The organism is Sandaracinus amylolyticus, assembly GCF_021631985.1.
Classification (GTDB): Bacteria; Myxococcota_A; Polyangia; order Polyangiales; family Sandaracinaceae; genus Sandaracinus; species Sandaracinus amylolyticus_A.
Genome location: NZ_CP070225.1, coordinates 52,522 through 66,352 on the forward strand (window position 1 = coordinate 52,522; position 13,831 = coordinate 66,352).

Sequence of the window (13,831 nt, forward strand, 5' to 3'; positions counted from 1 at the left end):
TCATGCGTGTCCCTCCGACGCCGCTCGTCGCACCCCGCGAGCGGAACGTGGGGCGCCCTCGAGCAGCGCTCGTGCCACCGGCGCAGCGCGCGGATTCGCCCTGTTTTTCTGGGGAGATCGGGGAGGGTGGCAGGGTGTTGCCGGCCCCTCGTGGGGCCCGAGGCCCCCGCGCGAGCCTCAGGTCGTGACCGCGTCGCGACGACGCGCGGGCTGGCTCGCGCGCTCGCGATCGATCCAGCGCACGAGCGGCGTCGCGGTCACGCCGTGGAGCACGATGCTGGTCGCGACGCAGGTGATCGCGAGGTCCGCGAGGCGCGCGGCCGGTCCCTCGAGCGCACCCTCGCTCGCGGCCCACGCGACGTAGTAGAGCGTTCCCGCGCCGCGGATCCCGAGCCATCCCGCGATGGCCTTCTCGCGCGCGTCGAACGGGCTCGGCGCGAGCGTGACGAGCGCACCGATCGGTCGCGCCACGAGGAAGAGCACCGTCGAGAGCACGAAGCCCGCGGGATCGAACGAGCGCGCGAGCATCGCGCCGGCGCACACGACGACGGCGATCTCGCCGACGCGCTCGAGCGTGCCCGCGAGGCGGCTCGTGTCGTGGAGCACGGTTGCAGCTGCAACCGTGGGATGACGGCGCGCTTCGTCGCTCACCGCGGGCTGCATCAGCGCGTCGGCGGGCGCGCCCTCGTCGAGCTCGAGCCGGGGCGTGACGTGCTCGCCGGGGAGCCCGGCGCGTGCGACCACGCGCATCTCCGCGCGACGCAGCGCGACGCCGGTCGCGAACACCGCGAGGAAGCCCCACCCGCGCATCGTCTCCGCAGCGACGTACGAGAGCGCGACCACACCGATCGCGAGCAGCTCGTCGATGCCCTCGGTGCGACCGGCGCGCGCACGCGCGACGAACGCGACGCGGCCGATCGTCCAGCCGATCGCGGTGCCGATCACGAGCCCCGCGGGCACGGCCCAGACGACGCGCTCGAGCGCCCACGTCGAGAGCGTCGTCGCATCGATCGGGGCTGCGCTCGTCACCGCGAGCACACCGAGCGCGACCAACGGGAACGCGGTCCCGTCGTTGAGCCCGGCCTCGACGGTGAGCGCGGCGCGCAGCGCGTTCTCGTCGCGCGGCGAGCGCAGCGCGACCTCGCTCGCGAGCACGGGATCGGTCGGCGCCATCACCGCGCCGAGCAGCAGCGCCTCGTCCCACGCGAGCCCGAGCGCGAGGTGCGCGCCGATCGCGACGACCGCGGCAGTGACGACGAGACCGGGCCCCGCGAGCATCACCGCCGCACGCAGCCCAGGCGCCCGCCACGGCGCGCGCACCTTGAGCCCGCTCGCGAAGAGCGATGCGAGCACCGCGACCTCGGTGAGGCGCAGGAGCCACGGATCATCGATGCGTGGCGCCATCGCACGCAGGCCGAGCGGGCCGAGCGCCACACCGAGGCCGAGATAGAAGATCGCGACGGTGACCGGGCGATCGCGCAGCGCCGCGGCGCCGAGCGCGACCAACACCAGGAGCGCGCCGACGATCGCGACGGCCGCCGTGAGCTCGATCGACAACCAAGCGAGAGGAGCACGCGGCGGGCCAAGCCCGTCGCGCGCTTCGATCTCACTGCATCGGAACGAGCACCTCGCGACCGACGCCGCCCTCGACGACGTCCTCGACGTGCCAGCGCATCGGGATCGTCTCGTTGCCGAGCCAGAGGCGCACCTGATCGTCGAAGTGCTCGCTCTGCGTGATGCCCGACTGCCCGCCGGGGATCACGTTCCAGCCCTCGACGCCCTGCTCGCCGCCGAGCGCGATCACCATGCGGAACACCGGTCCGCTGCCGTGCGTGAAGCGCTCGCCCGAGAGCCCCGGGTTCGCCGCGTCGACGTCGAATTGATCGCCGGGCCGCGGGAAGAACGTGAGCCCCGCGCGCGGATCGCCCTCGCCGATCCCGTCCGCGAGATCGATGCGCTCGGGCGTGATCGAGAAGTTGTCGACGAAGACCGAGAACATCGGATCGTCGCCGAGGAAGTCGGCGAGCAGCGACTCGAAGCGCACGCCGTGGCGCAGCCCCCAGATCCAATCGTCCGGATCGTCCGATCCGAACCCACCCTCGCCCGGCGCGCTCGGCTCGCTGCGCAGGAACACGAGCGCGTCGCGCAGCGCTCGGACCACGATCTCGTGGCTCGTCTCGGTCTCGGTCGTCGCCACGTCGTCGAAGAACACCGACTCCTCGCGCGTCGGCTCGTAGCTGCCGAGCGACTCGGGATTGCCCGGCCCGCGGCCGCGCACGAGCAGCAACATCGTCTGCATGCGGTAGGTGTCGCCGGTCACCGCGGGCGAGAGCCCGCCGGGGATGCCCTCGTCGTCGAGCGTCCCGCGCACGAAGCGCGGGAACCACGTGCCGAAGATCGTCGTCGCGATCGCGTGCGCGCGATCCTCCGCGGCAGGCGTCGAGTAGAACGTCTCGACGCCCGAGGGAGTCGGATAGTCCGCGTCGCGCCACGCGCGCAGTCGTCCTTCGACGTCCTCGAACGCTGCCTGCTCGGCGCGCCACATCGCCGCGACGCGCGCATCGCTCGTCCCCTCGGCCGGCGTGCCCGCTGCGGTCGTGCGCGCGCGCTCGAGCTCCTCGAGGAAGAGCGGCACCCACTCCTCGCCGAGGTTCGAGCGGTGATCGCCCTGGATGTCCTGCATCTCCGCGATCGTCGCGCGCTCCGCCGCGATCGCCTGCTCGAGCCGCTGCGCGATGCGCGACGCGCGATAGCCCTCGATCCACGGCCCACCGATGTAGTGCGGATCGTCGAAGAGGTCTCCGTCGGTCGCGATCGCGCCGGGATCGTTGTTCGCGTGCTGCACGTAGCCGCGCGCGGGCGAGAGCGCCTGGGGCCACTCGTCGAAGGGCACCGCGCACCCATCGGGATCCGTCGCCGCCGCGGCCTCGTCGACGCGACCCTCCGCGGTGAGCGGGATCGACCAGCCGCCGTACTGCGTGCCGTCGATCAGCCGCCGCGGATCGGCGCCCTCGATCCACCGGTTCGTGGTGCCATCGCGCGGCAGGTACGAGCGACACGGCACCGCGTGGTACGCGCTGTAGAGCACGTCGCCCGCCGTGTCCGACGCCATCATCGATCCGCCGTAGCCGATGAAGTGGCGCATCGCCTGGCGATAGTCCTCGACGTTCTCCGCGAGCCCGAAGAGCCGGAACGCGCGCAGCAGCACGCCTCCGTCGAAGGGCCCGTAGTCGAAGCTGACCGCGCTCACGACGCCGTCGCCGTCGACGTCGCCGGGCACGATCCACTCGCCCATCATGTTCACCGCGCTCGCGGGGCGCTCCGCTCCGTCCTCGACCGTCTCGCCCTCGATCGACGTGATCCACCGTCCGTCGAACGTCGTGAAGCGCGCGATCGTTTCGGTGCGACCCACGCTGTCGAGCGCGGGCACGTCGGCGATCTCGTACTCCTCGTCGACGCGCGCGAGCGCGCGCTCCTCGCCCTGGAAGCGCGCACCGCGCGGCAGCCCGTCCTCGCCGAGCACGATCTCCTCGCGGTACCAGTCCGTCACGTCCGCGAAGTACGCGGTCTGGCTCCACGCGACGTGCCCGTTCGTGCCCACGCCGATCGTCGGCAGGCCCGGGATCGTCGCGCCGAGCAGGCGCGTGTCGTCCGCGCCCTCCGAGAGGAACGCGGTGTCGATCCCGACCTGCCAGAAGAGCGCAGGCACGCTGAGCTGCAGGTGTCCGTCGCCCGAGAGCAGCGAGCGACCATCGGGCGTCGAGCTGCCCGCGACCGCCCACACGTTCGAGCCGTAGCCCTCGCCCGGCGTGCGCGGCATGCGCGCGACGATGCGCTCGAGGTGCTCCGTCAATCGATCCATCACCGCGGTCTCGACGCTCGCGTGGTGACGCGCGCGACCACGACGTCGCGTCACGCGCGCGCTCTTCGACGCCGTCTCGAGGCCCCATCCCGACGCCGACGACGTGTCGCGCGGCGGCGCGTAGCGCTCCATCACGTCCTGCCGAACGCCCGCGAGGCGCAGCGCGCGATCGGGCATGCCCTCGAAGAGCGTGTCGACCCGCGCGTGATCACGATCGCGCCCCACGTCGCCGGTCTCGAAGCTCGTCGAGTAGAGCACCGTCACGCCGCACGCGATCACGTCGCGCCGATCCCACTCGTGCAGCAGCGACCACGGCCGCGTGCCCGCGCCGAGCAGCGCCGCGCCGAGGCGGACCTCCGAGGGCAGCGGCACATCGCCGTTGCTCGCCGCCGCGACGTACGCGTTGATGCCCGCGGCGAATGCGTCGACCTCGCGCGCCTCGTCGTCGGTGAGCGCGTTCGTCTGCAGATCGGTGACGAACGCGCCGCCCTTCATGCGCTCTTCGATGTCGGTCGCGAGCGCGGCGTCCCCGAGCAGCTCGGAGAGGCGCCCCTGCGACAAGCGCCGCGTGAGGTCCATCTGGAAGAAGCGATCGCGCGCCATCACGAACCCGAGCGCGCAGAACGCGTCCTCGCGCGACGCCGCGTAGATGTGCGGGACGTTCATCTCGGTGCGGACGATCTGCGCTTCCTCGGAGAGACACGGGATCGTGAAGCGCTCGGTCTCGGGCACCGAGTGCAGGATCGTCTGCGGCCCCGCATCGCTGCCCGCATCGACGGGCGCTGGATCGTCCTCGCACGAGCAACCCATCACGAAGGACGCGAACAGCGAGACGCACACAGCCACACGACGCATGCGGCGAGAGTAAACGAATTGGGCGATCGGCTCGCCCACGTCGGTCGTTTCCGTCCGCGCGCGACGCGCGCTGCCGTGCGCGCCCGCCATGAGCGAGCACTCCTGTCGGGAGATCCGGTACGTTCCGCGCCGTGCCCAGAGCGATCATCGAAGCGAGCTCCGAGATCGACGCCCCGCCCGAGCGCGTGTGGTCGATCCTCGTCGACCTGACGAGCTACGCGGAGTGGAACCCGTTCACACCGCGCATCGACGCGAGCCTGCGCGTCGGCGAGCCCGTGGTGCTCCACGTCGCGATGACACCCGGCCGGCCGCGGCTGGTGCAGCACGAGGTGTGCACCGCGAACGACGCGAGCAAGCACGAGCTCGGCTGGGGCACGACGATGCTCGCGCGCTTCGTGCTCCACGCGAATCGCGTGCAGCGCCTCGAGCCGCTGCCCGGCGGCCGCACGCGCTACTACACCGCCGACGAGTTCGAGGGCCTGCTCGTGCCCGTGGTGATGTGGCTCTATCGCAGCGACATCCAGCGCGGCTTCGACGGCGTCGCGCGCGCGCTGAAGGCGTACGCCGAGCGCGCTTGACGCGCGCGCCCGAAGCCGCGCCCACTCTCACGCATGGAAGCGCTGGCGTCGGTTCCGTGGTGGGGGTTCTGCATCGCCGCGTTCGCGTTCGTCGTGACGATCGTGGGCGTGGTGGTGTGGCAGGTGATCCAGTCGCGCCTCGAGAAGCAGGAAGAGGCTCAGTTCGCGTCGGGGAAGGGGCTCGCACCGCCCACGCATCCCGAGCCGCTGCACGCGTGGACGACGATGGCGTGCGGCGTGTGCGACGGCGGCGCGTCGTGGATGAACGAGAGCGCGCAGGCCGGGCAGAACATGCTGGTCGGCTCGTGGGGCGTGTCGAGCGCGGTGCTGCTCGATCACCGTCTCTCCGAGCTCGCCGCACAGCAGCGCGACGCGTGGAGCCTGGTGCGCGCGCTGCGCATGGTCCTCGCCGCGCGCGCCGCGGGCTACCTCGATCCCGGCGGATGCTGGAACCGCGCGCGACCGATCGCGCAGGAGCTGCAGCACCGCTACCCGTCGTTCGACGCGATCGCGCACGACTACCTGCGCGGCCTGCGCGCCTGGATGCAGGTCCCGCCCGACGGCAGCGCGGACAACCCCGAGGTGCAGCGCTGCGCGGGCAACGTCGCGCGCCTGGCCGCCGCCTCGTGGAACGGCGTCCCCTACCGCGCACCCCTCTGAGCCGGGAAAGGAAGGCTGCTACGGAATTCGTAGCGCTACGGATTCCGTAGCGGTGCTCCGACGTGGCCTTCCCCTCCTGAGAATCTCTCTCTCCCGACCACCGATTGATCCCACGCCGGGATCTCCCGTAGCCTTTTCCACCGCAGCGACAACCGTCGTGTTCCAGGTCGGCGACGTCATCGGGAGCTACACGATCCTCGCCCACCTCCGGACGGGCGGGATGGCATCGCTCTATCTCGCGCGCCGTACCGGAGCCGCGGGCTTCGCGCGCTTGGTCGCCATCAAGGTGGTGCACCCACGCCTGTCCGAGGACTCCGGACTCATCCGGATGTTCGTCGACGAGGCGAAGCTCACCGCGCGCATCGAGCACCCGAACGTGGTGCACGTCGAGGAGCTCGGCGAGAGCGAGGGCACCTACTACCTCGTGATGGAGTACGTGCACGGCTGCTCGCTCGCGCAGCTGATGCGCTCGCTCGGTCGATCGAAGCGGCGCCTCTCGCCGCTGGTCGCCGTCGCGATCTGCGCGCGCGTCGCCGAGGGCCTGCACGCCGCGCACGAGACGACCGGTGACGACGGCCAGCTGCTCAACATCGTGCACCGCGACGTGAGCCCGCAGAACATCCTGCTCTCGCATCGCGGCCACGTGAAGCTGATCGACTTCGGCATCGCGAAGGCGAAGCTCGATCGCGGCGAGACCAACACGAAGTCGCTCAAGGGCAAGGTGCGCTACATGGCGCCCGAGCAGGCGACGACGGGCCGGGTCGATCGACGCACCGATCTCTACGCGCTCGGCATCGTGCTCTGGGAGCTGCTCACGATGCGGCGCCTGTTCTCGGGCCGCACCGAGTTCGAGATCCTGATGCAGGTGCGCAAGCCGCGCGTGGTGCCGCCGAGCCGCTACGCGACGGAGATCCCGGCCGAGCTCGACGCGGTCGTGATGCGCGCGCTCTCGACGAGCCCCGACGAGCGCTTCGCGAACGCGAAGGAGCTTCGGCGCCAGCTGGTGCGCGCGCTGCCGCGCGCCGCGGGCATCGACAGCGCGCACCTCGCGGACCTGCTGGTGAACGTCGTCGGCGACGCGCTCGATCAGGAGCGACACGAGCTGCCGCAGGACGTCTCTCGCGTGCTGCGCGCCGAGCAGCAGCGCGTGGTCGGCCTCGAGAAGCAGGAGCGCGAGAAGAGCGCGGAGCAGCCGCTCGACGAGCCCGCGGTCGCCGCGGCGAACGGCGTCGTCGACGCGTACACGCTGCACTCGGGCGAGCTGCAGTACGAGGACGAGTCGCCCTCCGACGGTCGCGACATCGACGACGACACCGAGGACAGCGGCGAGGCCGCGCCCACCGAGCGCGCGCAGCGCCCGCCGGCCGAGGCGTTCGCACCGCGCACCGCGATCCCCATCCAGACGCCGGATCCCTCGCGGCGTCCGATCGTCGCACCCCAGGTCACGACGGCGCCCGAGGACGACGACGAGGACGACAGCCCGACCGACGTCTCCGACGAGGCGCCGGTGATCAAGTCGCCGCTGCCGCCGCCGCTGGTCACGCCCGCGGCGGTGATCGCGCGTCCACCGATCGATCCCGCGAACGATCCCTTCCGCTCTCCGGATCCGATCACGCCCGAGCCGCGCCCGCAGGATCGCAGCCTGCTCGGCTACGGCGTCGCGCTCGGCGCGTCGATGGCGATCGGTGTCGCGCTCGCGCTCTGGGCACCGAGCTGCGAGCGCGAGGCCGCGACCGCGGTGCCGACCTCACCGACGCCCGAGACGCTGCCGGTCGCTGCGCCGGCGGCGCTCGATCCCGCGCTCGCCGCGCCGCCGCCCGCGCCGGTGGTAGTGACGCCGAGCGAGCCCTCGCAGGAGCGCCCCGTCGTCGCTCCGCGCCCGCGCACCGCGACCACGATCACGCCGCCGCGACCGCGCGACGAAGCGATCACGCCGCCGCCCGTCGAGCCCCCGCCGCCGCGCGAGACGACGATCGTCGGTGGCGTCCCGATCGCGCGCGACCTGCAGTGATCAGCGCACCCGGATCGTGCCGGGCTCGAGGTTGCCGACGAAGGGCTCCTCGTCCTCGTCGCTGACCGCGACCGCGACGCCGATGCCCACCGCGCCCGCCGCGACGATGCCCACGATCGTCCAGAAGATCGGCGACTCGAACCACTCCTCGCGCCGGCGCGTCGGGATCTGCAGCGGCGGGAGCTCGGTCTCCGACTCCACGCCGCGGTGCGCGTCGTCGCTCACCCGCAGATCGAGCCGCAGTCGCTCGCCCTCGTAGAGCCGGAAGTCCTCGCGCAGCACCTCGACGCCGCCGCGCGTGACCATCACCGCGTGGCGCCCGGGATCGATCCGGAGCTCGTCTCGATCGTCGGCGCTCGGCAGGGTGCCCTCGTCGAGCTGCACGACGTCGCCCTCGACCAAGGTGCCGTGGAAGTCGACCACCAGCCGCGGCACGCGCGGCTCGAGCATCGCGCGCGCATCCCGCGCTGCCTCGCGCAGTGCGTCGCTCGCGCCGCCCTCGCCCGACTCGACGCGCGCATACGCCTCGACGGCCGCGACGAGCCGGCCCGTCTGCGCCCGCGCGCCCGCGAGGTTGAGCAGCACCTGCGGCCGCGGCAGCAGCGCGTACGTCTCCTCGAAGAGCGCGCGAGCGTCCTCCCATCGCCCCGCGTCCGCCGCGTCGACGCCGCGCCGGAAGAGCTCCCGCGCGCGCGTCGTGTCGTCGGCCGGTGGCTGCGCGTGCACCGGGGCCGTCACGATCGCGCAGGCGATCGTCGCGAGGAGCGCCACGGTGCAGCGAGTCGTCGCGCGGATGACGACGAGCTTACCAGCCCGCGCGGGTCGCGATCATCCGCCCCCGACGGCGATGCGGTGCTCCACCATCAGACATCGGTCCTGCACCACGCGGATGCCCGCGCGCGCCAGCGCCTCCGCGACCTGATCGTTCCGGATCCCGCTCTGGAGCCACACGCACTTCGGCGTCGCGGCGAGCAGGTCGTCGAGGTGCCCCGGCACGTCCTCGCTGCGGCGGAAGACGTCGACGATGTCGATCGGGCCCGGCACGTCGACCACGCGTCGCACCACCGGGACTCCGAGGATCTCCGTCACGTCCGGGTAGTACACCGGCACCGGGACGACCTCGACGCCCGCTCGTTGGAGCGCCGCCGCGACGTAGAACGCGGGCTGTCCCGACTGCTTCTCGGTCTTGATGCCCAGCACCGCGATGCGCTTCGCGGCGCGCGCGATCGTGCGGACCTCGTCCGTGGACTCGACCAGGTTCGCTCGCCAGTCGTCGTGCATGTCCCCACTCTGGTCCCCGGGCACAACGTTGCACAGCGTCGGGCGGACTTGGTCCGACGGGTTCACGGTCGGGCGGCCACTGCATCGTGAATTGCACGAGGGCAGGGGTGTTTCCGAAACGGCATCTCTCGTGCACTCTGGAAACGCGACGACTACGTGCCGACTCTCCACGTCGGCGCGAACGCGACCCTCGGGGGCGCCGCAGCGGAGGAGTCGAGGCAATGCGAAAGCTCGGTTGGTGGACGGCGGGCGGGTTGGCGACACTGCTGGCGGGCTGCCCTGGCCCAGGACCGGGGGGCGATCCCCCGCCGGTGGATCCGCCGATCGACGGCGGTGGACCCGTGACCAGCGCGCTCTTCATGGATCCTCGCGTCGAGGATCGCGCGCCCCAGTTGCTCGCCGACACGCCTCCGCCGATCAGCGGCGGCACGCTGCACGTCCTCCGCAGCGCGCGCATCGCCGTCGTCGCGGACCCCGATCGCGACCGCATCCTCGTCGTCGATCTCACCGCGCGCCAGATCCTCGGCCAGACCGAGCACCTGCCCCCGGGCGCCGAGCCCTCGCGCATCACCGAGGACGCGGAAGGTCGCGTCCACGTCGTCCTGCGCGGCACCGGCGAGATCTACTCGTTCGATCCCGAGCGCGTCGACGAGGGCACCCGCCGCCAGGTCTGCGCGATGCCGCGCGGCCTCGCGTACGACGGCGTGAACGATCAGCTCCACGTCGCGTGCCGCGGCGGTGAGCTCGTGACGCTCCCGCCCGAGGGCGGCGCGGCGATCCGCACCGTGCAGCTCGATCAGGATCTGCGCGACGTCGTGGTGCACGGCGATCGCCTCTTCGTGTCGCGCTTCCGCACCGCGGAGCTGCTCGAGGTCGACGCGGCGGGCGCGCTCGCCGGCACGCCGCTGCGCCCTTGGGCGTCGAGCGCGTTCGGTGGGGGCCTGGTCGAGCCGGGCTTCATGGATCGCCCGGCGCCGGGCGTGGATGGTGAGGCGCGCTTCGAGCCCGCGGTCGCGTGGCGCACGATCAGCGCGCCCGCGCAGAGCGCGCCGGATGGCGCCGCCGAGCCCGACGACATCGCGATGGTCCACCAGCGCGCGAGCGGCCAGGAAGTGCAGCCCGTGCCCGGTGGCTACGGCGGCGGCGGCGGGTGCGAGTCGAGCATCGTCCACTCGAGCGTGACCTTCTTCGATCCCGAGACCGGCAACGTCACCCAGGGCCCCGACCTCGCGCGCGCGACGCTCCCCGTCGACATCGCGATGTCGCCGCGGTTCAGCGATGGCGCCGAGTACATCGCGGTGATCGCGGCGGGCAACGAGTCGGGTGAGTCCGTCTTCCTCTACCAGCGCACGAGCCTCGAGTTCACGGCGCCCGGTCAGTGCATGTTCCCCGAGGCGCGCACCGAGTCGGTCGTGAACGCGACCTCGGCGGCGTGGACCGACGACGGCACGCTCGTCGTCCTCTCGCGCGACGCGATCGACGGCAGCGGCGCGGAGCTCGCGCTGATCTCGCCGCGCGACGGGCGCACCCAGCGCATCCCGCTCGGCGGCGTGGAGAGCTACGACACCGGTCACGCGGTGTTCCACGCGAACTCGGGCGGCCACATCGCGTGCGCGTCGTGTCACCCCGAGGGCCAGGAGGACGGCCGCGTCTGGACGTTCGGCAGCATCGGCCCGCGCCGCACGCCCGCGATGCACGGTGACCTCCGCGGCACCGAGCCGTTCCACTGGGACGGCGACATGAACGACCTGAACCACCTCACGCACGAGGTCTTCACCGGCCGCATGCAGGGCCCCGCGCTCCGCACGCAGCAGGTCGACGCGCTCGGGCACTGGCTCGACGAGCTGCCCCGCCCGGTGAACGCGATTCCGACGGACGTCGCGGCGGTGGAGCGCGGTCGTGAGCTCTTCTACGGCGCGGCGCAGTGCGGGACCTGCCACTCGGGCGCGCTGCTCACGAACAACGCGACGGTCGACGTCGGCACCGGCGGCGCGTTCCAGGTCCCCTCGCTCGTCGGTGTGCAGTACCGGACGCCGGTGATGCACTCGGGCTGCGCGGTGACGCTGACCGGTCGCTTCGACGTGACCTGCGGCGGTGGTGATCGCCACGGCCGCACCAGCGACCTGAGCGAAACGCAGATCGCCGACATGGTCGCGTACATGCGCACCCTCTGATCTCGACGACATCACGGAGAAGGCCTCGGTCCTCACGGACCGGGGCCTTCGTCGTTCCGTCGTCAGCGCTTGAGGCGCGCGGCGACGCGCTTCTCCGCGCCTTCCCAGCCCGCGTCGATCGGCTCGCCCGGCGCGTCGACATCGATCAGCACCGGCGCGTGATCGGACGGCGTGGGCTTGCCCTTGCGCGCCTCGCGATCGATCTCGCTCGCGACGAGCCGCGCCATCACCGGCGCGCTCGCGAGCACGAGGTCGATGCGCATCCCGAAGTTCTTGTGGAACATGCCCGCGCGATAGTCCCACCACGAGTAACGACCGCTCTCGGGGTGCTTCGCGCGGTACGCGTCCTCGAGCCCCCACGCGCGCAGCCGCGCGATCGCCTCGCGCTCGGGCGCCGAGACGTGCGTCCCGCCGTGGCACGCCGCGGGATCCCACACGTCGACGTCCTCGGGCGCGACGTTGTAGTCGCCGGCGACGACGAGCGGCGCGCTCGGATCGTTGCGCTCGCGGAGCCACTGCTCGAGCCGCGCGAGCCACACGAGCTTCGCGTCGTAGAACGGCGAGCCGAGCGAGCGTCCGTTCGGCGCGTAGAGCGAGACCACGCGCACGCCTCCGCACGTCGCCGCGATCATGCGCGCCTCGGCGAGCGGCTCGTCGTCGCCGGCATCGCTCGTCTTCGCGGGGCGCAGCGGCTCGCCGAAGTTCGTGACCACGTCCTCGAGCCCGATGCGGCTCGCGATCGCGACGCCGTTCCAGCGTCCTTCGCCGTGGTGCGCGACCTCGTAGCCGCGCGCGCGGAACGCGTCGTGCGGCATCGCGTCGTCGCTCAGCTTCGTCTCCTGCATCAGGAGCACGTCGGGCTTCGCACGCTCGAGCCACCACTCGACCTTCTCGAGCCGCGCGTTGAGCGAGTTCACGTTCCAGGTCGCGATGCGCATCGGCGTGGACCCTACCATCGCCGACTCGCGCGACCACCGCTCACGCACACTCGCGCGCCCACGGGCCGCCCATGCGCGAGATCGACGCGAAATCCGCGAAATCTCGCGATCACGCGCACGAACGTTCGGGCACACGCGCTGCAGTGCGCCCTCGCGCGCCGCGATTCGCGCGCGCAGGAGGACACTCGCTTGTCGCGTTCATTCTCGGTTCCCACGCTCGCGCTCGCTGCGGGCCTCACGAGCCTGGTCGTCGGTTGTGTCTCCGACGTCGATCGTCGCGCGCAGGAAGGCATCGACGCGCTCGATCGATGCGACGTGCGTGGCGCGCACGAAGCGTTCGAGGACGCGCACGAGATGGACGAGACGCGCGGTGACATCGCGCTCGCGTACGCGCTCACCGACCTCGCGACGCTCGTCGAAGATCCCGCGATCACCGCGCTCGCACCGCGCCTCGGCTTCGATCGCGAGATCGACACCGCGCTGCTCTGGGGCCCGGACGGTCTGCTCGATCGGCTCGGTCGCGACGAGAGCTGCGAGTCGATCGAGGCGTGGAACGAAGAGAGCTTCCCGCACCCCGCAGTGCGCGATCCCGAGATCGCGTTCTGGGGCACCGTCGATCCGCGCCTCACGATCGGTGAGGTGCGCGACGCGCTCGTGGCGATCTCGCCCCGCCTCGAGCGCGTGTCGCTCGCGCTCCAGCGCGCGGCCGATCACGTGCAGGACGGCGGCGTGACGATCGAGGGTGGCTGCGGGCTCGCGACCACGCCGACGCGGGTACAGAGCCCCGAGCTCCTCGCGCTCGCAGCCGGGCTCGAGGCCGTGCGCGCGACCGCACGCGCGGCCCAGGGCTACGACGGCTCGATCCCCGTCGTCATGATCTTCCGCGGGGCGACCGCCGACGGCCGCGGGGCGTGGATCGATGCGATGAACGCGGGCTTCCTGCGCCCCGTCGACGACGCCGCGATCGCCGACTCGCGCGCGATGTTCCGCGTCAGCGCGCAGCTCGTGCGGCGCGCCGTCCCCGCGGCGAGCGCGGTGCGCTTGGCGCCGCCTGCGAGCGACGCGATCTTCGACTGGAACCGCATCCCCGTGCGCGTGCTCGACGACGTCTATGCGTTCGCGGTCGCGATCGACGAGGCGCTCGAGGTCGACGGTGCGCACACGATCCCGAGGCTCTCTCCCGAGCTCGACATCGATCTCGGCTCGTTCTTCCGCGATCCCTTCGACGGCACCGCGGGCGGCCCGCTCTGGTCGATCCAGCGCGACGAGGAGCTCGGCGACGAGTGGATCCAGCTCGACGGTGCCGTGCTCGAGTCGCTGCTCGCCGATCGCTTCTCCACGAACCCGTGGGCCGCGGATGCGCCGAGCTACGAGTGGGAGATCGACTGGAGCGACATCGAGCGCGGGACCTGGGAGTCGGTGTTCGATCCCGGCGCGCGCTGGACGAACGGCTACGCCTGCGCGGAGTGAGA

10 protein-coding genes are annotated in these 13,831 nt (G+C 72.2%); 5 read left to right on the forward strand and 5 right to left on the reverse strand.

Annotation, left to right across the window (positions count from 1 at the left end; all coding sequences use genetic code 11):
- Positions 1 to 177: 177 nt before the first annotated feature.
- Both I5071_RS00200 and I5071_RS00205 read right to left on the reverse strand, forming a co-directional pair.
- Complete coding sequence (locus tag I5071_RS00200; protein ID WP_236519817.1) at positions 178 to 1,557, reverse strand: cation:proton antiporter; 1,380 nt, start codon at positions 1,555 to 1,557, stop codon at positions 178 to 180.
- Between the two features lie 49 nt (positions 1,558 to 1,606).
- Entirely contained in the window at positions 1,607 to 4,717 is a 3,111-nt protein-coding gene (locus I5071_RS00205; RefSeq protein WP_236519818.1) for a penicillin acylase family protein, read from the reverse strand.
- 131 nt (positions 4,718 to 4,848) lie between these two features.
- Between I5071_RS00205 and I5071_RS00210 the strand changes: the two genes are divergently transcribed.
- The 3 genes from I5071_RS00210 (at position 4,849) to I5071_RS00220 (ending at position 7,966) form a co-directional block, all read left to right on the forward strand.
- Entirely contained in the window at positions 4,849 to 5,295 is a 447-nt protein-coding gene (locus tag I5071_RS00210) for an SRPBCC domain-containing protein (protein WP_236519819.1), read from the forward strand.
- A gap of 33 nt (positions 5,296 to 5,328) precedes the next feature.
- Positions 5,329 to 5,955 (forward strand): DUF1266 domain-containing protein, encoded by a 627-nt coding sequence (locus I5071_RS00215; RefSeq protein WP_236519820.1) that lies wholly within the window; start codon positions 5,329 to 5,331, stop codon positions 5,953 to 5,955.
- A gap of 157 nt (positions 5,956 to 6,112) precedes the next feature.
- A complete protein-coding gene (locus I5071_RS00220) occupies positions 6,113 to 7,966 on the forward strand; it encodes a protein kinase domain-containing protein (protein ID WP_236519821.1) in 1,854 nt (617 codons plus the stop codon).
- Here I5071_RS00220 and I5071_RS00225 read toward each other — a convergent pair whose 3' ends face one another.
- Together I5071_RS00225 and I5071_RS00230 are read right to left on the reverse strand one after the other, a co-directional pair.
- Entirely contained in the window at positions 7,967 to 8,737 is a 771-nt protein-coding gene (locus I5071_RS00225; RefSeq protein WP_236519822.1) for a hypothetical protein, read from the reverse strand.
- Between the two features lie 57 nt (positions 8,738 to 8,794).
- On the reverse strand, positions 8,795 to 9,247 hold the full coding sequence (locus tag I5071_RS00230; protein ID WP_236519823.1) for a CoA-binding protein: 453 nt from the start codon (positions 9,245 to 9,247) through the stop codon (positions 8,795 to 8,797).
- A gap of 311 nt (positions 9,248 to 9,558) precedes the next feature.
- Here I5071_RS00230 and I5071_RS00235 point away from each other — a divergent pair, with 311 nt between their 5' ends.
- Positions 9,559 to 11,421 (forward strand): cytochrome c, encoded by a 1,863-nt coding sequence (locus I5071_RS00235; protein ID WP_236519824.1) that lies wholly within the window; start codon positions 9,559 to 9,561, stop codon positions 11,419 to 11,421.
- Positions 11,422 to 11,483: 62 nt separating this feature from the next.
- On the opposite strand, the gene I5071_RS00240 is transcribed toward I5071_RS00235, so the two are convergent.
- A complete protein-coding gene (locus I5071_RS00240) occupies positions 11,484 to 12,359 on the reverse strand; it encodes an exodeoxyribonuclease III (RefSeq protein ID WP_236519825.1) in 876 nt (291 codons plus the stop codon).
- Between the two features lie 189 nt (positions 12,360 to 12,548).
- Here I5071_RS00240 and I5071_RS00245 point away from each other — a divergent pair, with 189 nt between their 5' ends.
- A complete protein-coding gene (locus I5071_RS00245; RefSeq protein WP_236519826.1) occupies positions 12,549 to 13,829 on the forward strand; it encodes a hypothetical protein in 1,281 nt (426 codons plus the stop codon).
- The last annotated feature ends 2 nt before the right edge of the window (positions 13,830 to 13,831 follow it).

What these genes read in the sequence shown, in the direction of transcription:
- I5071_RS00205 (WP_236519818.1), bottom strand. Translation starts at nt 4,717, where the DNA reads ATGCGTCGTGTGGCTGTGTGCGTCTCGCTGTTCGCGTCCTTCGTGATG.
- I5071_RS00230 (WP_236519823.1), bottom strand. Translation starts at nt 9,247, where the DNA reads ATGCACGACGACTGGCGAGCGAACCTGGTCGAGTCCACGGACGAGGTC.
- I5071_RS00240 (WP_236519825.1), bottom strand. Translation starts at nt 12,359, where the DNA reads ATGCGCATCGCGACCTGGAACGTGAACTCGCTCAACGCGCGGCTCGAG.
- I5071_RS00215 (WP_236519820.1), top strand. Translation starts at nt 5,329, where the DNA reads ATGGAAGCGCTGGCGTCGGTTCCGTGGTGGGGGTTCTGCATCGCCGCG.